Annotated in this window: 13 protein-coding genes; 11 read left to right on the forward strand and 2 right to left on the reverse strand. The window is 58.6% G+C overall.

Annotated elements, in window-relative coordinates:
- Positions 1–181: 181 nt before the first annotated feature.
- The 11 genes from urtA (at position 182) to ureC (ending at position 10,589) form a co-directional block, all read left to right on the forward strand.
- Positions 182–1,447, forward strand: a complete 1,266-nt coding sequence (gene urtA / locus ACYZUD_RS20805; protein ID WP_462019929.1) for an urea ABC transporter substrate-binding protein — start codon at positions 182–184, stop codon at positions 1,445–1,447.
- A gap of 163 nt (positions 1,448–1,610) precedes the next feature.
- Positions 1,611–3,113: an urea ABC transporter permease subunit UrtB gene (gene urtB, locus ACYZUD_RS20810; protein WP_462019930.1), complete on the forward strand. Its 1,503-nt coding sequence runs from the start codon at positions 1,611–1,613 to the stop codon at positions 3,111–3,113.
- Positions 3,113–4,192 (forward strand): urea ABC transporter permease subunit UrtC, encoded by a 1,080-nt coding sequence (urtC, locus tag ACYZUD_RS20815; RefSeq protein ID WP_462019931.1) that lies wholly within the window; start codon positions 3,113–3,115, stop codon positions 4,190–4,192. The genes urtB and urtC overlap by 1 nt, the downstream gene beginning before the upstream one ends.
- Entirely contained in the window at positions 4,189–5,061 is an 873-nt protein-coding gene (gene urtD, locus ACYZUD_RS20820) for an urea ABC transporter ATP-binding protein UrtD (RefSeq protein ID WP_462019932.1), read from the forward strand. Before urtC ends, urtD begins: the two co-directional genes overlap by 4 nt.
- 172 nt (positions 5,062–5,233) lie before the next feature.
- On the forward strand, positions 5,234–5,932 hold the full coding sequence (urtE, locus tag ACYZUD_RS20825) for an urea ABC transporter ATP-binding subunit UrtE (protein ID WP_060542795.1): 699 nt from the start codon (positions 5,234–5,236) through the stop codon (positions 5,930–5,932).
- Positions 5,933–5,962: 30 nt separating this feature from the next.
- Positions 5,963–6,802: an urease accessory protein UreD gene (locus tag ACYZUD_RS20830; RefSeq protein WP_462019933.1), complete on the forward strand. Its 840-nt coding sequence runs from the start codon at positions 5,963–5,965 to the stop codon at positions 6,800–6,802.
- Between the two features lie 223 nt (positions 6,803–7,025).
- Entirely contained in the window at positions 7,026–7,328 is a 303-nt protein-coding gene (gene ureA / locus ACYZUD_RS20835) for an urease subunit gamma (protein WP_033055605.1), read from the forward strand.
- A gap of 9 nt (positions 7,329–7,337) precedes the next feature.
- On the forward strand, positions 7,338–7,871 hold the full coding sequence (locus ACYZUD_RS20840) for a GNAT family N-acetyltransferase (RefSeq protein ID WP_462019934.1): 534 nt from the start codon (positions 7,338–7,340) through the stop codon (positions 7,869–7,871).
- Positions 7,872–7,877: 6 nt separating this feature from the next.
- The gene (locus ACYZUD_RS20845) at positions 7,878–8,411 is read left to right on the forward strand and encodes a GNAT family N-acetyltransferase (protein ID WP_462019935.1); all 534 of its coding nucleotides are present in this window, start codon (positions 7,878–7,880) and stop codon (positions 8,409–8,411) included.
- Positions 8,411–8,719, forward strand: coding sequence for an urease subunit beta (locus ACYZUD_RS20850; RefSeq protein WP_462019936.1), 309 nt, complete (start codon positions 8,411–8,413; stop codon positions 8,717–8,719). The genes ACYZUD_RS20845 and ACYZUD_RS20850 overlap by 1 nt, the downstream gene beginning before the upstream one ends.
- Positions 8,720–8,888: 169 nt before the next feature.
- Positions 8,889–10,589, forward strand: coding sequence for an urease subunit alpha (gene ureC, locus ACYZUD_RS20855; RefSeq protein WP_462019937.1), 1,701 nt, complete (start codon positions 8,889–8,891; stop codon positions 10,587–10,589).
- Between the two features lie 69 nt (positions 10,590–10,658).
- Here the strand turns inward: ureC and ACYZUD_RS20860 are convergent, their stop codons facing one another.
- Both ACYZUD_RS20860 and ACYZUD_RS20865 read right to left on the reverse strand, forming a co-directional pair.
- Positions 10,659–16,691 (reverse strand): NEL-type E3 ubiquitin ligase domain-containing protein, encoded by a 6,033-nt coding sequence (locus ACYZUD_RS20860; RefSeq protein ID WP_462019938.1) that lies wholly within the window; start codon positions 16,689–16,691, stop codon positions 10,659–10,661.
- A gap of 69 nt (positions 16,692–16,760) precedes the next feature.
- Positions 16,761–22,037 (reverse strand): dermonecrotic toxin domain-containing protein, encoded by a 5,277-nt coding sequence (locus tag ACYZUD_RS20865; protein ID WP_462019939.1) that lies wholly within the window; start codon positions 22,035–22,037, stop codon positions 16,761–16,763.
- Positions 22,038–22,170 lie beyond the last annotated feature (133 nt).

Raw genomic sequence — 22,170 nt, forward strand, 5'->3', positions numbered from 1 at the left:
GCGCATCGCCATGCCCGCGCGCAATTTTGTGCTCGCTCACGGTGCAGCAACTACACTCGCCGCGCGTTCTCCCCCCTCAGGCAAAGCGCTTCGGGTCTTAGGCACAGCCCTTGCTAAAGACCCTTCAGTAGTCCGCATCTGCCAACCAAGAAAAATGTCTAACGTTCATGGAGATCGCACAATGAAGCGTCGCAGCTTGATCAAGGCTTTCACACTTTCGGCAAGCATTGCCGCGATGGGCATGACCTGGACCGTCCAGGCCGCCGAGACCATCAAGGTCGGGATTCTGCATTCGTTGTCCGGCACCATGGCGATTTCCGAGACGTCATTGAAAGACATGGCGTTGATGACCATCGACGAGATCAACGCCAAGGGCGGCGTGAACGGCAAGATGCTCGAACCTGTTGTCGTGGACCCCGCGTCGAACTGGCCGTTGTTCGCTGAAAAGGGTCGCCAGTTGCTGACGCAGGACAAGGTGGCGGTGGTGTTCGGTTGCTGGACGTCGGTATCGCGTAAATCGGTATTGCCGGTGTTTGAAGAACTCAACGGCCTGCTGTTCTACCCGGTGCAATACGAAGGTGAAGAGATGTCGCCGAACGTGTTCTACACCGGCGCCGCGCCGAATCAACAGGCGATCCCGGCGGTGGAATACCTGATGAGCGAAGAAGGCGGCAGCGCCAAGCGTTACTTCCTGCTGGGCACCGACTACGTCTACCCGCGCACCACCAACAAGATCCTGCGCTCGTTCCTGCACTCCAAAGGTGTGGCAGACAAGGACATCGAAGAGGTCTACACCCCGTTCGGCCACAGCGACTATCAAACCATCGTGGCCAACATCAAAAAATTCTCGGCCGGTGGCAAGACTGCCGTCATCTCCACCGTCAACGGCGACTCCAACGTACCGTTCTATAAAGAACTGGCCAACCAGGGCCTGAAGGCTACCGACGTCCCGGTCGTAGCCTTCTCCGTCGGTGAAGAAGAACTGCGCGGCATCGACACCAAGCCGCTGGTGGGCAACCTGGCGGCGTGGAACTACTTCGAGTCGGTCGAGAACCCGACCAACAAGAAGTTCGTCGCTGACTGGAAAGCCTACGCGAAGAAACACAACCTGCCGGGCGCCGACAAAGCGGTGACCAACGACCCGATGGAAGCCACGTACGTCGGCATTCACATGTGGGCGCAAGCGGCCGAGAAAGCCAAGTCCACCGACGTCGACAAAGTCCGCGAGGCCCTCGCCGGCCAGACCTTTGCCGCGCCGTCCGGCTACACCCTGACCATGGACAAGACCAACCACCACCTGCACAAGCCAGTGATGATCGGCGAGATCCAGGCCGATGGTCAGTTCAACGTGGTGTGGCAGACCGAAGGGCCGATCCGCGCCCAACCGTGGAGCCCGTTCATCTCGGGTAACGACAAGAAGCCGGATTATGCGGTGAAGAGCAACTAAGCCCACTGGATGTCGAGCCTGGGCATGGAGCGCGGGCCGACACAACTCCTGTGGGAGCGAGCCTGCTCGCGATGGGGCCACGACAGTCGACATTGATGGTGAATATCAGTCCGCTATCGCGAGCAGGCTCGCTCCCACATTAAGTCCGCGCAAGGCCAATGACATGCCCACTGCCCTTTACCGTCTATTCCTTGCCATCGCGTTGCTGTTGCCGATGGCCGCCCATGCCGGTGACGCCGAAGACTTCGTCGCGGCCAATCCCGTGCAGCAGGCCAGGCTTCTGGAAACCTGGGCCGCGCAGCCCGATCCGGCCCGTGTCGAACTGATCAACGCCCTGCAACAAGGCGAATTGACCATCGACGGCCAACCGAAAACCCTGCGCCTGAACAACCGCCTGCGGGGTCTGATCGACACCGCTCTGGCCAGCCACCAATTGCTCGCCGCCGACGCCAGAATCCGTCTGGCCGCCGCGCAACAATTGCAGAAAAGCGCCAAACCCGCGCAGCTGAAATTCCTCGACCAGCAACTGGCGGGCGAAAAAGATGAAAGCGTTCACGCGGCTTTGAGCCTGGCGCTGGCCAATCTGCAACTGGTGGACACCGACCCGGCCGTGCGCCTCGCCGCCGTGCGTCTGCTGGGTGAAACCGGCGACCCGTTGGCTCGCACCCGCCTCGAAAGCCTGCTGGAACCGGGTATCGAAGCCGATGCGGGCGTGCGTACCGCCGCCGAAACCAGCCTGGCCCAGGTCAAACGTAAACTGCTGATCGGCGAGATCCTCGGTCAGGCCTTCAGCGGCATGTCCCTCGGTTCGATCCTGCTGCTCGCCGCCTTGGGACTGGCGATCACCTTCGGCCTGCTCGGTGTGATCAACATGGCCCACGGCGAGATGCTGATGCTTGGTGCTTACTCGACTTACGTCGTGCAGTTGATGTTCCAGCGCTTCGCCCCGCAAGCCATCGAGTTTTATCCACTGATCGCGTTGCCGGTGGCATTTTTCGTCACCGCGGCGATCGGCATGGCGCTGGAACGCACGGTGATTCGTCACCTCTATGGCCGTCCATTGGAAACCCTGCTCGCCACGTGGGGCATCAGCCTCATGCTGATTCAGCTTGTCCGGTTGCTGTTCGGCGCACAGAACGTCGAAGTGGCCAACCCGGCGTGGTTGTCGGGCGGGATTCAGGTGCTGCCCAACCTTGTGCTGCCGTACAACCGCATCGTGATCATCGCCTTCGCCTTGTTTGTGGTGGTGCTGACCTGGCTGCTGCTGAACAAAACGCGCCTGGGTTTGAACGTGCGCGCCGTCACCCAAAACCGCAACATGGCCGCCTGCTGCGGCGTGCCTACCGGGCGTGTCGACATGCTCGCCTTCGGCCTCGGTTCCGGCATTGCCGGCCTTGGCGGTGTGGCCCTCAGCCAGATCGGCAACGTCGGCCCGGACCTCGGCCAGAGCTACATCATCGACTCGTTCCTGGTGGTGGTCCTCGGCGGTGTCGGTCAGTTGGCCGGTAGCGTGCTGGCGGCCTTCGGTTTAGGCATCGCCAACAAGATTCTCGAACCGCAGATCGGTGCCGTGCTCGGCAAGATCCTGATCCTCGCGCTGATCATTCTGTTCATCCAGAAACGTCCGCAAGGCCTCTTCGCACTGAAAGGACGGGTGATCGACTGATGAACCAGCCTCTGATGCTCACGGCCACCCAAAAGGCCGGCGCCAAAGTCACGATCGCCGTTGGCGCGGTGATCCTCGTTCTGTTGCTGGCATTGCCTCTGCTGTCGCTGTTGTCGCCCGAGAGCACGTTGCATGTCTCGGCTTATACGCTGACGCTGGTGGGCAAGATTCTCTGCTACGCCATCGTCGCCCTGGCGCTGGATCTGGTCTGGGGTTACGCCGGGCTACTGTCCCTCGGCCACGGCCTGTTCTTCGCCCTCGGCGGTTACGCCATGGGCATGTACCTGATGCGCCAGGCCTCGGGTGATGGCCTGCCAGCGTTCATGACGTTCCTGTCGTGGACCGAATTGCCGTGGTACTGGACCGGCACCAGCAGCTTCCTCTGGTCGATGTGCCTGGTGGTATTGGCGCCTGGGTTATTGGCGCTGGTGTTCGGCTTCTTCGCCTTCCGTTCGCGGATCAAGGGCGTGTATTTCTCGATCATGACCCAGGCCCTGACCTTCGCCGGAATGCTCCTGTTCTTCCGCAACGAAACCGGGTTTGGCGGCAACAACGGCTTCACCAACTTCCGTACTATTCTCGGTTTCGGCATCACTGAACCGGGCACCCGCGCGGTGTTGTTTTTCGCCACGGTGGTGTTGCTGGTAGCGAGTCTGTTCATCGGCTGGCGCCTGGCGCAGAGCAAGTTCGGCCGGGTGCTGACCGCCCTGCGGGATGCGGAAAACCGCCTGATGTTCTGCGGTTACGACCCGCGTGGCTTCAAGCTGTTTGTCTGGGTGTTGAGCGCTGTGCTGTGCGGCTTGGCGGGTGCGCTGTACGTACCGCAAGTCGGCATCATCAACCCGAGTGAAATGTCGCCGACCAACTCCATCGAGGCCGCAGTCTGGGTGGCGCTGGGTGGTCGCGGCACGCTGATCGGTCCGCTGCTCGGCGCCGGCGTGGTCAACGGCATGAAGAGCTGGTTCACCGTGGCGTTCCCGGAATACTGGCTGTTCTTCCTCGGCGCGCTGTTCATTGTCGTGACGTTGTACCTGCCCAAAGGCGTGATTGGTCTGCTGAAAAAAAGGGGTGAACAATGAGAGTGACTGCGACGGCTGAATTCATGCTCGAACCGGCCTTCTTCCCGCCGCTGGAGCCCAACAGGGACGCCGGCAGCAGTCGCGACGCGATTGGCCTCGGCCAACGCGTCGGCCCCGGCCTGAACACCCGCCATGGCACCATCCTGACCCTGGAAGACATCAGCGTCAGCTTCGATGGCTTCAAGGCGCTGAACGCGCTGAACCTGTACATCGGCGTCGGCGAATTGCGCTGCATCATCGGCCCCAACGGCGCGGGCAAGACCACGCTGATGGACGTGATCACCGGCAAGACCCGGCCCAGCCACGGCAAGGCCTGGTTCGGTGAAACCCTCGACTTGACGCAGATGAGTGAAGTGCAAATCGCTCAGGCAGGGATCGGGCGAAAATTCCAGAAGCCAACCGTGTTCGAGGCGTTAAGCGTGTTCGAGAACCTGGAATTGGCGCAGAAAACCGACAAGTCAGTGTGGGCCAGCCTGCGGGCCCGGCTCAGTGGCGAACAGCACGATCGCATCAGCGAGGTGCTGGAAACCATTCGCCTGACACCCTCGGTCAACCGGCCGGCGGGTTTGCTGTCCCACGGTCAGAAGCAGTTTCTGGAAATCGGCATGTTGCTGATGCAGGACCCGCAATTGCTGTTGCTCGACGAACCGGTAGCGGGCATGACCGACGCCGAAACCGAGTTCACCGCTGAGTTGTTCAAGAGCCTCGCCGGCAAACATTCGCTGATGGTGGTGGAACACGACATGGGGTTTGTCGGCTCCATTGCCGACCATGTCACGGTGTTGCACCAGGGCAGCGTGCTGGCCGAAGGATCGCTGGAACAGGTGCAGGACAACGAGCGTGTGATCGAAGTCTACCTCGGGCGGTAGCCGTTCTCCCTGTAGGAGCTGTCGAGTGAAACGAGGCTGCGATCTTTTGATCTTGATCTTTCCTGGCATCGCCGAAGATCAAAAGATCGCAGCCTCGTTTCACTCGACAGCTCCTACAGAGGTGGGTCAAGGGTGGGTCAAGCGGGTTGTGTGAGACAGAAGGAATTTGAACATGCTGCAAGTCGACAAGCTGCACCAGTACTACGGCGGTAGCCACATCCTGCGGGGCCTGACGTTTGACGTGAAGGTCGGTGAAGTCACTTGCCTGCTCGGGCGCAACGGTGTGGGCAAGACCACCCTGCTCAAATGCCTGATGGGGTTGCTGCCGGCCAAAGAGGGCGCGGTGAACTGGGAAGGCAAACCGATCACCACGTTCAAGCCGCACCAACGGGTTCATGCGGGGATCGCTTATGTGCCCCAAGGCCGGGAAATCTTCGGCCGGTTGACCGTGGAAGAAAACCTGCTGATGGGCCTGTCGCGGTTTCCCGGCTCCGAAGCCAGGGAAGTCCCGGCATTTATCTACGAGCTGTTCCCGGTGCTGTTGCAAATGAAACAACGGCGCGGTGGTGACTTGTCCGGTGGCCAACAGCAGCAATTGGCGATTGGCCGGGCGCTGGCCAGCCGCCCAAGGTTGTTGATTCTCGACGAGCCTACCGAAGGCATCCAGCCGTCGGTGATCAAGGAAATCGGTGCGGTGATCAAGAAACTCGCGGCCCGTGGTGACATGGCGATTCTGCTGGTGGAGCAGTTCTACGATTTCGCCGCCGAACTGGCCGACCAATACCTGGTGATGTCTCGCGGTGAGATCGTGCAGCAGGGCCGCGGAGAAAATATGGAAGCCGAGGGTGTACGCGGTCTGGTTACGATCTAATCTGCAGCGTCCTGACGAAAATTAGAAACCATGAATTTACCTGCCCCCACTGCTCTGTTTACCCCAAGCTGGCACGCTGAGCTGGAACTCGGCTACGCCCGTTTCGGCGACAGTACGCGCCCGGTCCAACGTCGGCATAAAGGCCCGCTGCGGGTGCAAAAGCACCTGTATGCCGAAGGGCCTGAGGTTTGCCAGCACATCATCGTTCACCCGCCAGGCGGGATTGCCGGTGGTGACCGGCTGGACATCTCGGCCAGCGTCGGCCGCGATGCCTGGGCGCAAATCACCAGCCCCGGCGCGGCCAAGTGGTATCGCGCGGCCGGGCCCGCCTATCAGCAGCTGGACTTGAAAGTGGCGAGCGGTGCGACACTGGAATGGCTGCCACAAGAGACGATCATTTTCAGCGCCGCCCAGGCAGAACTCAGCACGTCCATCGACCTTGAAGGCGATGCGCGGCTGTTCTACTGGGATGTGGTCGCCCTGGGTCGCCCGGCCAGCGGCGAACGTTTCGACCTTGGGCATTTTCAGGCGCAGCTGGATATCCGCCGCGACGGCCAGTTGCTCTGGCACGAACGCCAGCGCATTGTCGGGGGTGATGGTTTGCTGGATTCGCCGATCGGGCTGGACGGACAGCCGGTGTTTGCGACCTTGCTGGTGACTGGCGAGATCGACAGTGATTTGCTGGAGCGTTGCCGTTCGCTGACCCATGATGTGCGCGGGGATCTGACGCAATTGCCTGGGCTTTTGGTTGCTCGCTGCCTGGCCAGTGAAGCGCTGCTGGCGCGAGGTTGGTTGATTGATTTGTGGCGGTTGCTGAGGCCTGCTTTGCTCGGTCGCGAAGCCGTCCCACCGCGAATATGGGCCACCTGAACACCTGCCCCCTGTAGGACTGTAGGACTGCAGGACTGCAGGACTGCAGGACTGTAGGACTGTAGGAGCTGTCGAGTGGAACGAGGCTGCGATCTTTTGATCTTCAGCGATGCCCGGGAAAGATCAAAAGATCGCAGCCTCGTTCCACTCGACAGCTCCTACACAGCTCCTACAAAGGGAGCAAGACATTAGATTTTCATTCTGCCAAAAATGGATTCCAACGATGGACCTGACCCCACGCGAAAAAGACAAGCTGCTGATCTTCACCGCCGGCCTCGTCGCCGAGCGGCGTTTGGCGCGCGGCGTGAAACTCAATTACCCGGAAGCAATGGCCTACATTTCTGCAGCGCTGCTCGAAGGCGCCCGTGATGGCCGGACCGTGGCCGAGTTGATGCATTTCGGCACCACCCTGCTCAGCCGCGAACAAGTGATGGAAGGAATCCCGGAAATGATCCCGGAGATCCAGGTCGAGGCCACGTTCCCCGACGGCACCAAACTGGTCACCGTTCACCAACCGATCGCCTGAGGCCACGCCATGACTTACGAGATCCGCGATGCAGTGCACGCCGACCTGCCGGCGATCCGCGACATCTACAACGACGCCGTGCGGAACACCACGGCGATCTGGAACGAACAGGCCGTGGACCTGGGCAACCGCCAGGCCTGGTTCAGCGCCCGGCAATCCCAGGGTTATCCGATTCTGGTGATCGTTGACGGCGACAACACGGTGCTGGGCTACGCTTCATTCGGTGACTGGCGCCCGTTCGACGGTTTCCGCCATACCGTGGAGCACTCGGTTTACGTGCGCAGTGACCAGCGAGGCAATGGTCTCGGCCCGCAACTGATGGACGTGCTGATCGAACGCGCCAAAGGCTGCGACAAGCATGTCATGGTCGCGGCCATCGAAAGCGGAAACGCCGCTTCCATTCGCCTGCATGAACGAACCGGTTTCGTGACCACCGGTCAGATGCCCCAGGTGGGCACCAAGTTTGGCCGCTGGCTCGACCTGACCTTCATGCAACTGACCCTCAATCCTGGTGCGGAGCCACCGACCGCCAGCAAGGAGTAACGCCCGATGAACGCCGCCCAATTGCGACGCGTCAATGTTGAAAGCTTTGCGCACTATCGTCAGGGTTTGATTGATCTGCTGCTCGACGCCGTCGGCTATGGCGCCAGCGTCGGGTTCATGGCCGATCTGGACGCGACCCAGGCCCGCGCCTATTTCGATGAAGTCCAGGCCAATCTGAACAAAGGCAACGTGCTGCTGTGGGTGGTGGTCAAGGACGAGCAAGTGCAGGCCAGCGTGCAACTGACCCTGTGCCAGAAAGCCAACGGGCTGAACCGCGCCGAAGTGCAGAAACTGCTGGTGCGCGAACACGCTCGTCGTCGGGGTCTGGGGCAACAGTTGATGAGCGCTCTGGAACAAGCCGCCCTTCAGCACAAGCGCGGCATGCTCTACCTCGACACCGAAGCCGGCTCCCCTGCCGAGGACTTCTACAAAGCCCTGGGTTACACCAAGGCAGGTGAAATCCCCGACTACGCCTGCGACCCGAGCGGCCGGTACAAACCGACGGCTCTCTACTACAAGATTCTCCAAGGAGCCCATTGATGATTCCCGGTGAATACCAGATCCAGTCCGGCGACATCGAACTCAACGTTGGCCGCCGCACCCTCAGCCTGAAGGTGGCCAACAGCGGTGACCGACCGATCCAGGTCGGCTCGCACTACCACTTTTTCGAAAGCAACGATGCCCTGACCTTCGACCGCGCCGCCAGCCGCGGCATGCGCCTGAACATTCCCGCCGGCACCGCCGTGCGCTTCGAGCCGGGGCAGAGCCGCGAGGTCGAGCTGGTCGACCTGGCCGGGCATCGTCGGGTGTTCGGGTTTGCCGGCAGGATCATGGGTGATCTCGACTGATCTGCGGTGCTTTCAAAAGATCGCAGCCTCGTTTCACTCGACAGTTCCTACAGAGGCCGAGAGCAACCGGGCCTTGCGTGAACACCTGTAGGAGCTGTCGAGCGCAGCGAGGCTGCGATAGCGAGCGACGCGAGCGGTCTCAAAAACAATTGAATCCCAAGGCAAGCCCATGAAAATCTCAAGACAAGCCTACGCCGACATGTTCGGCCCCACCGTCGGTGACAAGGTCCGCCTGGCCGATACCGAGCTGTGGATCGAAGTCGAAAAAGACTTCACCACCTATGGCGAAGAAGTGAAATTCGGCGGCGGCAAAGTCATCCGTGACGGCCAGGGTCAGAGCCAGTTACTGGCTGCAGAAGTGGTCGACACGTTGATCACCAACGCGCTGATCATCGACCACTGGGGCATCGTCAAGGCTGACGTTGGCCTCAAGGACGGTCGCATCGCCGCCATCGGCAAGGCCGGCAACCCGGACATCCAGCCCGACGTAACCATCGCGGTGGGCGCCAGTACCGAAGTCATCGCCGGTGAAGGCATGATCCTCACCGCCGGCGGCATCGACACGCACATCCACTTCATCTGCCCGCAGCAGATCGAAGAAGCGCTGATGAGCGGCGTCACCACCATGATCGGCGGCGGCACCGGACCGGCCACCGGCACCAACGCGACCACCTGCACCTCCGGACCGTGGCACCTGGCACGCATGCTTCAGGCCGCCGATGCCTTCCCGATGAACATCGGTTTCACCGGCAAGGGCAACGCCAGCCTGCCGGAGCCGCTGATCGAACAGGTCAAGGCCGGCGCCATCGGCCTCAAGCTGCACGAAGACTGGGGCACCACGCCGGCGAGCATCGACAACTGCCTGACCGTCGCCGATCAATACGACGTACAAGTGGCGATCCACACCGACACCCTCAACGAGTCCGGCTTCGTCGAAACCACCCTCGCCGCCTTCAAGGGCCGCACCATCCACACCTACCACACCGAAGGCGCGGGGGGCGGACATGCCCCGGACATCATCAAGGCCTGCGGGTTTGCCAACGTGCTGCCGAGCTCGACCAACCCGACGCGGCCGTTCACCCGCAACACCATCGACGAACACCTGGACATGCTGATGGTCTGCCACCACCTGGACCCGAGCATTGCCGAAGACGTGGCCTTCGCCGAAAGCCGCATTCGTCGCGAAACCATTGCCGCCGAAGACATCCTGCACGACCTCGGCGCGTTCTCGATGATCAGCTCCGACAGCCAGGCCATGGGCCGCGTCGGTGAAGTCATCACCCGCACCTGGCAGACCGCCGACAAGATGAAAAAACAGCGCGGCCCGTTGCCTGGTGATGGAGAAGGTAACGACAACTTCCGCGCCAAACGCTACATCGCCAAATACACGATCAATCCGGCAATCACCCACGGCATCAGCCATGAAGTGGGTTCGGTCGAAGTGGGTAAATGGGCCGATCTGGTGCTCTGGCGCCCGGCGTTTTTCGGGGTCAAACCGACCCTGATTCTCAAGGGTGGCGCCATCGCGGCCAGCCTGATGGGCGACGCCAATGCCTCGATCCCGACGCCGCAACCGGTGCATTACCGTCCGATGTTTGCCAGTTATGGAGGCTCGCTGCACGCCACCAGCCTGACCTTTATCAGTCAGGCTGCGCAGGAAGCCGGCCTTCCTGAAGCCCTGGGTTTGAAGAAGAAAATCGCTGTGGTCAAAGGTTGTCGCGAGGTGCAGAAAACCGACCTGATTCACAACGACTATCTGCCAGACATCGACGTCGATCCGCAGACGTATCAGGTCAAGGCTGACGGCGTTTTGCTGTGGTGTGAGCCGGCGGATGTGTTGCCAATGGCTCAGCGTTACTTCCTGTTTTGATCGGCTGAGCGGTATAAAAAAGGCCTGGATGCTTGCGCAGATCCAGGCCTTTGTTCATCGGTTGTCAGGTCAGAGCGGGTGCTTGGTCAACTCCTCACGAGTGAGTTTCTCGATCAGTGCGGACTCTTCGATCTGGAGCTGGGCATCCAGGTCTTCGGACTGCGTCTTGTATTGTTCTTCTGTTACTTGTCCTGCCTGCTGGCTTTCACGCAGACTGGCGAGGCGATCCTGGTAGGGTTCGCGCTGTGCTTCGAATTGCGGGCGGTACTTGTTCGTCAAAAAGTCCTTCCAGAAATCTTTTGCTACCAGCGACTGAAACTCTTCCGGTGAGTTATCCAGTGCCACCACTTTTGCATACGCCTCATCCAGCATTGCCTGCGTGACGTTGGCAATGCGAGTGAATCGGGCTTGGCGAGGCTGCCCCGGCAAATCGAGCCGATCCTTGAGGCCGATGCGGTAGGCCAGTTTGATTTCGACATCTTCCAGTGTATTAAGCCAAAGTGCTCTTTGGGCCTGCGTTAAACCGGGTCTGTTATTGATTTCGGCGGTGCGGCTCTCAATTTCGGCCAACGCAATTTTCTCGACCTCGTCCAGCCGGAACAATCCTCGGGACAATTTCAGCAACGCCGTACTTTGTTCCCCGTCCATGGCCAGCGTTCGGGCCCTGTACACCATCGCCATGATTTCCAGATTGCTGAATGACAAGGCTGCACGGTCACAACAGGCCGGCCGCCCGGCCCACTCAAACATCTCCCCGCGCAATGCTTCGGACTCGGGGTTGGCTTCAGTGATGGTGTCGATGACCTCCCACACGCGGCTCTGAAGATCTTCCTGGCCGACACCAGTGTTTTCGAGGTCATTGAGCACACGGGAAAATCCATGGGAACCCTCCTGTGCGAACAGTGACTGCCATTGGGTCTGCCTGGCCAGGAGCTGGTCAGCGGGCAGGTCTTTGGTCCAACGCTGAAGCGCTATTTGTTCCTGCCCTCCCAATATCACACGATCTACAGATGCCGCCGGAGCTTGATACTCGAAAGCGCCCGGTCGTCTCTGCCCCCACAGATCCGGACGTTCGCGCTCGATCCGGCTCCAATAATCGCGCAGCTGTTGCTGGACGACCTCAGACAAGGGATTGCCACCAATGTAGGTAAAGCCGTTGAGGCGCGCCACGTTCTCCAATTGCTCGGCAGGTGGGGCGATCACCGATTCCGGAATCGTCGTAATCTGGTTGTTTCTAAGGTCGATAGCGTCCAGCAACGGCTGCTCACCCAAGCCGACTGGCCAGGTATCAACACTGATCGTGTTCAAAGAAAGCGAACGCATATCCGTGATTTGGCTGAAATCCGGCAGCATACCCAGAGGGTTGAAAGACAGGCTCAACGCCCTGAGTGTTGTCCGCCCGGCCAACAGCTGAGCAGTCTCGGCTGTTAGTCGAATGCGGTTTCTCTGGAGAAACAAACGGGTCAACCCATGCATTTCACCCAGCGCGGGAGGGATCGCTGTTAACTGGTTACTCGACAGGTCCAGCCAGCGCACGCCTCTGAAATGCGTAAGGAATCCCTCCGGCGAAACGCTCAGGCCCATGTTGTTGAGTTTGAGCGAACCCACATGACTGAAGTCGGCCTCAAGGTCCGGCACGCTGTCCAGCGTCTGGCCAGTCAAGTCGAGTTCAAAGCCTATCGGGCGACCATCAACCGCATTTCGTTGCGGCGTTTGCCGTCTCCAGCAACGACGAATCTGCTCGGCAGCTTGGTACCTGTCTTCCAGATGGGAGAAGTCCTGCCTCTGGCCAGCCCGCACGTAGCGTTGGCGCGCGCCGCCTCCCGAAAACGCCCAGGCCGATAACTGCCGATTCAACGTTTCATACTCACGCTCAAGGCGAGTCAGCTCGACCTCAGCCGCGTTCCCATGGGTTTGCAGAAATTCCGCCACCTCAAACTCGTCGAAGCCGGGGTACAGCTGGCGAATTCTGGCACTCATCGAGTCCTGAACCTTGAATGCACCCGGAAGACTTCCCTCCAGCAATTCAGGCCTTAGCGTTTGCAGTTGTTCGCGATACGCCTTGAGCTGCTGCCAACCCTGGGGAGTAAAAGGGTTATCTTCCAGGAGGGTGACCCGCATGACTTTGGCGTTCACTTCGAGCTGATCATCCGCCACAGAAAGCATCGCACGGGGCACTTCGGTCAACTCGTTTTCGCGCAAATCCAGCAGCTGCAGGTCAGGCAGATTTTCCGTGCCCGCCGGCCATTGGTCTATGCCTGTACCACTGAGGTTGATCTTCTTCAGTCGCGTCATCGTGCTGAAGTCCGGTGCAATACCCAGCGGATTTTTCAGCAGGTCGAGTTCCTCAAGAGCACTCAATTTACCGAGCATTGCAGCATTGTGTTCGTTAAATCGAATCCGGCTCGCGCGCAAGTTCAGGTGAGTCAGACTCTTCATTTCACCGATCGCCTCTGGCAGTTCGCTAAGCAGAACCATCGACTTCAAGCTCAAGCTCTTGAGACCGGTGAATCCTTTGAGAAAGGCGTTGAGGTTGGTCACGTGTGAACCGGTCAGCGCGAGCGTATCGACATGACTGAATTGGGCACTCAACACCGGCAGATCTATGGGGGAGTCGATGGCGAGTGTCGAGCCACTCTGCCGCTTCCAGCAACGCTTGATCTTGCTGGCTATCTGACTCTCGCGCCCACCCGGGATTCGCCCAGCAACAGAGGGGCTGCTTTCGGCTGTAACACGGGCTTGAACCCAGGTGTTCAACTCGTTTTTGAGGATGGCGTACTCAGCTTCACGTCGAGTCAGTCCGCCGCGGACATCCTCGCCCAATGAGCGCAGGAAGGCTTCGACCTCGACCTCGCTGAAGTCGGGATACAGCTTGAGCACCCGCGCCTGGGACGTTCGAAAGAAGTTGGCCACCCTGGAGGGACCAACGCCGCCGAGCAGTTTCATGCCCGGCTCGACACTCGGCCTGAGCAATCGGTGCTTCTGCAGAACGGCCCTGAATTGATCCCGCGGCAACGGCGCCTGCTGCACCGTCAGTTTCAATCGTTCAGCGTCTTCGAGGGTGAAGCCTATTGCCTGCCGCTCTTCTGCCGTCAAGGCCTGTAAGACAGACGAGTAGAGACTTGCAGAAGGCGATTGAGCAAACCGGGTGTTTTCATCAACCACCAGCACCGCACGTGCCGGTGTCTGCGACGTACCGATTGCGTCCAGCAATTTGCCTTGCGGTCCATATTCGCGCAGCTCGAAGCGCACGTCCTTCGGCCAGCCTGGCAGCGCGCCAAGACTTCTAAGGGCCAAGCGTTCACTGTCGATGCCGGATGAAGTCTCGATATAGAGGCCTTCATAGGCATGGGCCACACGCAGCTCCTGGCGCGCCGTTTCTGCCTGCTCGTAAATGCCGTGAGGCAAAGGCCCGGAGTCGCCCAAAGCCAACAGATCTTCTTGCGTCGCGCCCTTCAGGATCTGCTCCACGACAACGCTGGGCAATTGCGGGAAAAATACTTTGATCCGCTCCGCGGAGCTGCCGACACTGACATCTTGCTCTCGGTACAGCGACTCGAACAATGAGCGCTTCCTGTTCTGCACAGCGCGAGCGATTTCCTTGCGCAGCTCAACGGCTCGTTGCTCCAGCGTCAAATCCGCCGTCCCCGGAACGCCTGCGATATTGATCTTTTGCGCCTTGAACATGTCCAGCAACGAGGTGAGTACAGCGCCTTTTGCCACGTCCTGATCACTCACGACGAACGTCAATCTGCGTGTTGGTTCGGTCCCCATTACAGGATCTTCCCAGATAAGCCTTGCCCTGCTGTCCAGGACTTTGATCGGGGGTGTAGCGGGTAACAGTTCCTGACTGCGCATAACCCTGAACTGCATACGCAAATCAGCCTTTGCGTAGACCCCAGGGTCATTGCTGCCGATCTGTTCGCTGAACGTTTCAATGTCCCGGTCAATCCGAAAGCGCGTGAGGGAATCGGACAGCTGCGCCGCTGGCGGCTGTTGTTCGACATGCAGCCGACGCAGTTGATCGGGCTCCACACCACTGGTGATCCGCGCCTGCTCCAACTGCGAATCGGTGAACGCCTGCGCGCGATAGCCCAGGCGTCGCATCAGGATCGGTCCGTCCCAACTCAAGGGCTCTTCGGCCTCATGGGTCCAGGCGCCGGCACCGTTATGCTCCAGTCGCGGTGCAAACCCATCTGCACGGCTTGCGTGCTGGATACGATATTGCCCGTCGTGCGGATCCTGCCTGACAACAAAACGATCATCTTCCAGCGGCAGGATATCCTGACCTTTGTAACGGTGCAGGCCCAACGCGTCTGGCTTTGAATTCGCCGGCAGCTGGATTGGAGCTTTGTAAGGCCCGAGGTCAGGTTTCCACAGTCTTTGCTCCCCCGTTGGCAAAGTGACCGGCTGCAACCCCTCGACAAAAGGATCGGGCTTGATGGCCGTCAGCTTGCCAACTCCTTTTCCTGCGCCATGCAGGACCGCAATCAGTGCAAGGTTTTCTGCAACGTCAGTCAGGTGCGCCAAAGCAGCCCGGTGATCGCCCTCGCTCCATTCGATCACCCCCTCGAACGTCTCGCTCAAGATCTGGCCGGCCATGACGCCAATCATGACCTCGCCCAGCACCGGTACAAACATCGAAACGCCGTTCAATACCAGCATGCCGATTTCCATCAACACAGCGATTTTCCGCGCCCGGACCGTGGCATCCACATCGGCGGTGGGAACCGCGTAATGACGGGCATCAGCGATGATCTTGTCACGGCTCTTCTCGTAGAGCTCCACCCATAGATCACCATTGGGTCCCCACAACCCTCGTTGGGCAAAACTGGAGGTACGAATGTAAGGGGCTTCGACCGGCTCCTGTTTGGGTGGTTGCTCCGGTGGCAGTTCTTTGGGTGTGACAAACACAGAAAGCGGATTGAGCACCTCAAGCCCTTTTATCCAGGGAGATCGCAGAGCGGCCAGCGGATCCGCCAGTGCGTCGGCCGCCTTGCGGGTGAACTGACTGAAGTAGTACGGGTGATCGGCATAGGCCACAAACTGGCTGAAAAACTGTTGATACGCAGTCGGACTGCCGTCCTTGGGTTTCGAAGCATCGGTGGCCATGAACTGGCGTTTGAGTTCCTCATCCATCGCCCGACCCTTGTAGCGTTTCAGCGGATGCTCCGGATCATGGGGAACGTAAAGAACCATTTCATCGGAGTACTTATACTTTTCTCCGATCAGAAACAGGACGCAGCCCGTCATCTTTTTCTTCATCAACCCCAGGTCACGAAACCACACCGGTTTGCCGTCAACCTCGGGATTCATTTCCCCGCCGATGACCGACAGGATCATTGCGTAGTCCTTCGGTTCGATGTCCTTTTTCAACAAGGCCATTTCGGCGGCAGCGAGCATCGCGTCTTTCTGGCTGGTCACAAACCGCTGCCTCAGGAACGCTTCTGCGACCGGGTTTTCAGGTTGTAAAAAGTCCTTCAGATAAGCCTGATACTTGGCACCGATGTCCAGCTCCCGACACAGTTTCAAAAACTGCACCACAGTCAAAGAGGTGGTCACCTTATTGAGTTGGCCCGGTGTCGATTCGGTAACGAAGCCTGATGAGGAGTGAAAGTGGCCGGCGGCACACTCATCCTCTTCGAAATTGTGTAGCGCGGCTTGCAGCAGAGGCAACTTCAACACCTCGAACGTGTTGACCTCCACTTCGAAAATGCCCAGTTCCAAGGGCTTCTTCAGTTGAAGGAATGTTTTGCCGACGTCCAGCGCCACAGCGAATTGATCCTTGAGTGCCTTGACCAGCAAGGGCGCGGCGAAGGCGTTGATGTCCTGCATCCTTGACATGGTTTTATCAAGCAGGCTCTGGGACGCCACACTTGCTTCAAAACTCGCATTCAGAACCTGCCGCTGCGTCCGGGATGCGGCCAGATACCAGTCAGGAAGAATGATCGGTGCATTTTTTACTGCCTCTCGACGTTCAGGCGAGGCGTTCACCAGCCAGGCCGGAATGGACTGGGCAATGAACTCGGCGTGGGCACTTTGTTGATCGGCAGCGGGTGATTGCACCGCCGTTTCTTTAGGGCTTTCGTGTTTATTTCTCAAGGTACATATCCTTATGTACGACTCATTGGGCCGGCACGAAGATTGTGAGTCTTCGTGCCGGAGTAACAATCAGGGTTTAACGGTAAAGGGGATTTCAACCCGTTGCAGTTTTGCCCGATCCATCGCTTGCCGGGTCAGCGTTTTGAGTAATGCCAGCCTCTCGGCATTGAGCAGATTCATTTCGGTGTCGTACTCGTCGGCGGTCATGATGCGTCCGGGGGCGAACTCGCTTTCCGGTTTGCCAAGCTCTGCCGCGAGTACCCTGATCTCTTCTTTCAGTTGCGCTTTTTCCTGCACGGAAAGAGACGCGGTAGCCCGTTCTTCAAGGGCCTGGAAAAACTCCGTCGTCGCATCGAGCCGGCGCTTGATAGCCTTGAATGCACGACGATTGGAACCCCGAATGTAAGATTCCCAAAAGGGCTGCTCGACGATTGAATCGCGCAAAAGATCGCCCTCCTCCAGCACCAGCACACGCGTGCAGGCATCGTCGATCATCGCCGGGGTGACACCGGAATGCGTTCGAAATTGCAAGTCGCGCGATTGCCACGGCAAGTCCAGCCGGCTGGCAAGATCCGTCATATAAGCCAGATGAGTCTCGACTTCATCAATGGTCCCTGTGACCTCCCCCTGCGCATTAACCCGCCTGAAGTCCTCACCGCTCTCCAGTCGCCTGGCAATTTCCTTATGAGCGATCCGGCTCAACTCATCCAGGCGGGATTTACCCTTGGCCAGCTCCACCAGTTCGGCTTCGACCAGACTGGGGCTGGCCAATTCGTAAGCTTCGTGAATCAGCACCTCAAGGCCCATGGCATTGAACAGCGCCGCTCCGGCATCGACACAATTGATCGGCTCTCGAGCCAGCGTGAAAATATTGCTGCGCAGTTCGCTGTCCTTGAACATGGCCTCCAGCATTCGCCAGAGTTTGGCCGTCATGTCGACCCTGAACGCCTGATCATTGGTGAAGTGGCTGGACTTGGTGAGCAGTCTGATGTGATCGAAGAACGGCACTGAACCGATTTCATCCTCCACTTCATTCCATAGGGGCTGCCGGTCGACCCATTTCGCTCGCGTCAAGCCTTCCTCCCAGTCGAGACTGTCGCGCACGCCACGGGACGGGTAAGGCCGATCAGGGTCCAGGCCCACGGAACGGATATAGTCTCTGAGCTGATTCAGGTTCGCCTCGGATAGCCACTGCGGCTCACGACTGAAGAGCGTTCTGGCCAGCAACTCCGCTTCTACGGAACCTGGTACCACCTGAGGCACAAAGGTAATGACATTGCGCTGCAGGCTCAGATAGAAGTGTCGCAAACGTGGCTGGGAAAACAGGCCGCCGGGCCAGGTATTGATCCCGGTGTCCGACAGCATCAATGTGTGCAACATGGGCATGCGACCGATGTCCGGAACCCATCGCAGAGGGTTGCCTCGCAGGTCGATGGACTCGAGCCGAACCAGATCGCGCAGTGCGCTCCTTGCTTGAAGGGTCAATTCGATCCGGTTGCTGGCCAGATGCAACTCGGTCAGAAATTGCATTCGGCCCACAGCCGTTGGTAGCCGGGTCAGCCGATTGTCGTTCATCCTCAGGGAGCGCAGCCTTGGAAAATGCTCGAGGAACGAAGCATTAGCATCGGTCATTCCGGTGTTGAGCAATTTCAGTTGAGTGACATGCTCAAAATTCGCTTCCAGTTTCGGCATCGTTTCCAGGTGTCGCCCCATGGGGATATTACTGAGATCCAGAATCCACCCTCTCGGGTTACCCTGGGCGTCAAGATCCCGGGGGCCGCTGCGCTGCCAGCAGCGCCTGACTGCCCTATAGACGCTATTGCGCGACTGCCATTGTGAAATGCCATCCGAAGACAAGCTGAGCGAATCGGTGGGTGAATCCAGCCAGCGCCGAAAGCTGCTGTTGAGTTGATTGAACTCGGCTTCAAGGACACCTGCCCGTTCTTCCGGCGTTCCCCCGCTATCGCTGTGCTCCAGATAAGTTTGAATGTCGGTTTCGCTCCAGCCGGGGCGAAGCGAGCGAACACGTTCTTGCGCGCTCAGTTGCCCGGTCGCACGACGAAGCGTTTGTGAGAAGCCTTGCATACCGCCTCGCAGCTTCATCGTTTCGGGATCGTACTTCAGCCGTTGCGCAGGATTGTCCGCCAGGATCGCCCTGAGCTTGTCGTGGCTCAGAGGAGAACGTTGAACGATTTGCCTGAGGGTCTCGGTTTGACTGATCGTGTAGCCCAGGGCATCGCGCTCGGCATCGGGCAAGGCATGCAGCACCGCAGCAAAAAGGTTGTCGGGACCATGAAGCACATGGTCGTCTGCACTGCGCGCCTCGTACAAGCCGTCTTGGTTCTTGATCAGAACCTTGCGAACAGAGGCTTGCGCCGGGCCAATGCTGTCATCAAGCGAGCCTGTCATTGCACGGTTGCGCACTTCGATGCGCACGGTGTCCGGCCAGTTCGGGAGGGATTCCAGTGTGTGCAGCACCAGTCTTTCGGTGTCCGCATTCTCCAGCGCATCGAGAAAAAGGCCTTCATAAGCACGATTCAGCCGTACCTCCAGCAACGCTGCACGGGCCCGCTCCTTGAGGTGCAACGGGATGCGCTTGCGTTCGGCCATCGCCGACAGCTCTTCCGGCGAGGCGCCCGCCAGCAGTTCTTTGGCGACACTGGTGGGTAGCTCCCCAAAGGCGTCTTGAAGCAAGGCCACGTTGGCGTCGGCCTCGACCGTTGCGTGTTTGTAAAACGCCTTGAAGAGGCGATTCTTCTGCTGCTCTGCACGCATCGCCAGGCGGTCCTGTAAAGCGTCGATTCGCACTTGCCTGTCGCTACTGATATTCCGACCGAGTATCTGCCTGATTTCTTGTTCGTCGAAGGCATCCACCACGCGGTCGGATAATTTCCCGGCCTTAAGTTCCGCAAGGGTTAACTTCACGCGCTGGGCAGACGTGGCGTCCGGGTTGCCATGCAGGATGGAGTCACCCCACAACTCCGGCCCGCGAAAAAGCTCGATGCCTTTGTTCTCGGGCCATCGCGGTAACTCTGTCATCAATGCCGGCAGGTGATCCGCCCATTCTGGCGCAACCTGATTGGCCCGTATCTGCTCCACCAGCGCCCCCACATCGGCATAGGCCTTGAAGCGCTTGAGTGTGTCGGCCAACAGCACGGGCGGCGGCTCGGTTTCCACCTGCAGTTTGCGCAGCACATCCTCTTCGACACCGCTGGCGGTGCGGATCTGCTCCAGCGTTGTGTCGGAGAACCCGTCAACAGAAGGTCCAAGACGCCGCATGAGCGCGGTTTTGTCCCACTCGACGGGCCGGTCGAGTTCGGTTTGCCAGGCACCGGCGCCGTTATGCTCCAGTCTTGGCTGATAGGCCGTTGGCCGGTTTGGATGCCGTAGTCGTGGCTGTCCAGTGTGTGGATTTTCCCTTACCTCGAAATGCTTGCCCTTCAGCGACAGGATGTCTTTTTCGTCGTGTCGATGAAGACCCTGTTCATTGGGCTTCGAATCCCCAGGCAACGTCACCTGATGTTCGTAAGGGTTCAAGTCGGGATTCCAGAGACGGTTTTTGCCATCGGGAAGCTCGACCTTTTTCAGGCCGTCGATAAAGGGTGAAGCTTTGAGCGGTGCCGGCGCACCACCCGGCAGTACATGGCCGGCGCCCATGATTGCCAATTGGGCGAAATTGATCAGGACGCCAGTCAGGTGAGCCGATGCCTCTTCCTTGTCGCCTTTGCTCCAGTCCTCAATCCCCTCCAGAGTCTCGAACATCATTTGCCCGACCATGACGGCCAGCACGGCTTCGCCTAAACCGGGCACCAACATGGCGCCGAAATTGAAAATGTTCCAGCCGATGTCCAGATAACTGGTCAGTCGCTTCCAGCGCGCAGCGGCGTCTTCATCGCCCGTGGGCACGGCGATCAATCGCGTATCGGCGAGCGCCTTGTCCCTGCGCCAGAGGTAGAACTGTTGCCAGAATTCACCTTCGATCACATGGGTGATCGGTTCGGCATCGGGGTTCTCGACGGCTGTCTCTCGCCACCACGGGCCCATGTCCAGGGGCTCGCGCTGTTTCCACGTGAAGGTGGTAAAACGCTCGTTGACGCGCGCGAAGAAGCGGCCTTTTTCCTTGTGAGGCACGAATCGGCTAAAGAACTGTTGGTACTGAGCAGAGCACAGTTGGCTCGTCAGCTCCTTCATGAAATCGGTGAAAGAATCGTATTGCTTGAGGGGATGGTCCGGGTCGTCGGGGATGTAGGCGATCAATTTCCCGTCCAGCCGACTTTGCTCATAGATATCGTTTCGGCGAACCATTTCCTCGGCTACACCAGTCGGGCCGTTGGCAAAGAAGGCCTGCAATATCTTGAACTGGTCAAACTCCTGCCCCGGCAAAACCCTCAGACGGCGCGACCACTCCATCAGGTGTTGCAGTTCTTCCGGTACCAACTGCTCGATAGCGGTTTTTATTTGCGAGGGTTCGGCCACCGCACTGAACAGCACGATACCCGTCAATCTCACGCCTAACAGTGAGAGCCGATGAACGTGTAGCGGGCGGTTTTGATACAGGATGTTTTTCTGGTTATCCCGCACTTCCTTCAGCTTTCCGTAGGTGTAGGAATCTATATCTTTTTTCAAAAACGCGATGAGCATGGACTCACTGAAAGCAGCCCTCTCATGGGCCATGAACCGCTCTCCAAGTCTTTGGTGATCAGCAACGACAGCGGGTTTCAGCAGCGATTTGATGTGTTGCTGATACTGTGCCCCGATATTGAGCTGGCGACACAATGTGGCGAATGCTTCGACAGACAATTCATGGCGTTGCAGTTCCCCTTCAGCGTCTTGGATAAAGACCCCTGAGCCGTCGCGAAAAGCCCCTTCCAGTGTTTCAGACGCCTCGAAGTTATGCAGGGCGGCCTCCAGCAGTGACGATTGCCTGACTCGACTGGCATGGGTATCGATGCCAAAACCCAGCTTCGCAGGAGCGTAAAGACGCAATGAAGTGGTGCTGACATCCAGCTCGAAATTCAACTCATCCTTGATGGCTCGAGCAAGTAATGGCGTCGCAAACGCATTGATGTCCGCTTGCAGGTTACCTAGCAGGTCAGAGATGGCGTCTTGTAAACGACAGCGTTCCTGTATGAGCTCTTGCAAATATTGACGATCAATAGGCCGTGCCTGGATATACCAATCCGGGAAGTCAGGATTAAGGTCAATTATCGATTTCAACCTTGAGACAGGGGCACTTTTAATCAGGGCTGGAATTTTTTCTGCTAGATAATCCGAATAAATGTTTTCGACTAACCTCACCACTTTCGGAGAAATTTCCGACATGGCTTTTTCTGGTACTACAGTCATTTTCGCAAGATCCCTATGCGATTATCAGAACCCTCAGCTTATTCAACACCCCCAAAAACAAAAGCTCAAAAAACTGCTGGAAAACACCGAAAAACTCAAAACAACATTGAACTTAAGAACCTGAAAAATAATT

It is taken from the genome of Pseudomonas sp. XS1P51, from assembly GCF_054897845.1.

What these genes read in the sequence shown, in the direction of transcription:
- ureC (WP_462019937.1), top strand. Translation starts at nt 8,889, where the DNA reads ATGAAAATCTCAAGACAAGCCTACGCCGACATGTTCGGCCCCACCGTC.
- urtE (WP_060542795.1), top strand. Translation starts at nt 5,234, where the DNA reads ATGCTGCAAGTCGACAAGCTGCACCAGTACTACGGCGGTAGCCACATC.
- urtD (WP_462019932.1), top strand. Translation starts at nt 4,189, where the DNA reads ATGAGAGTGACTGCGACGGCTGAATTCATGCTCGAACCGGCCTTCTTC.
- ACYZUD_RS20845 (WP_462019935.1), top strand. Translation starts at nt 7,878, where the DNA reads ATGAACGCCGCCCAATTGCGACGCGTCAATGTTGAAAGCTTTGCGCAC.
- urtC (WP_462019931.1), top strand. Translation starts at nt 3,113, where the DNA reads ATGAACCAGCCTCTGATGCTCACGGCCACCCAAAAGGCCGGCGCCAAA.
- urtB (WP_462019930.1), top strand. Translation starts at nt 1,611, where the DNA reads ATGCCCACTGCCCTTTACCGTCTATTCCTTGCCATCGCGTTGCTGTTG.
- ACYZUD_RS20840 (WP_462019934.1), top strand. Translation starts at nt 7,338, where the DNA reads ATGACTTACGAGATCCGCGATGCAGTGCACGCCGACCTGCCGGCGATC.
- urtA (WP_462019929.1), top strand. Translation starts at nt 182, where the DNA reads ATGAAGCGTCGCAGCTTGATCAAGGCTTTCACACTTTCGGCAAGCATT.
- ACYZUD_RS20830 (WP_462019933.1), top strand. Translation starts at nt 5,963, where the DNA reads ATGAATTTACCTGCCCCCACTGCTCTGTTTACCCCAAGCTGGCACGCT.
- ureA (WP_033055605.1), top strand. Translation starts at nt 7,026, where the DNA reads ATGGACCTGACCCCACGCGAAAAAGACAAGCTGCTGATCTTCACCGCC.
- ACYZUD_RS20850 (WP_462019936.1), top strand. Translation starts at nt 8,411, where the DNA reads ATGATTCCCGGTGAATACCAGATCCAGTCCGGCGACATCGAACTCAAC.
- ACYZUD_RS20865 (WP_462019939.1), bottom strand. Translation starts at nt 22,037, where the DNA reads ATGACTGTAGTACCAGAAAAAGCCATGTCGGAAATTTCTCCGAAAGTG.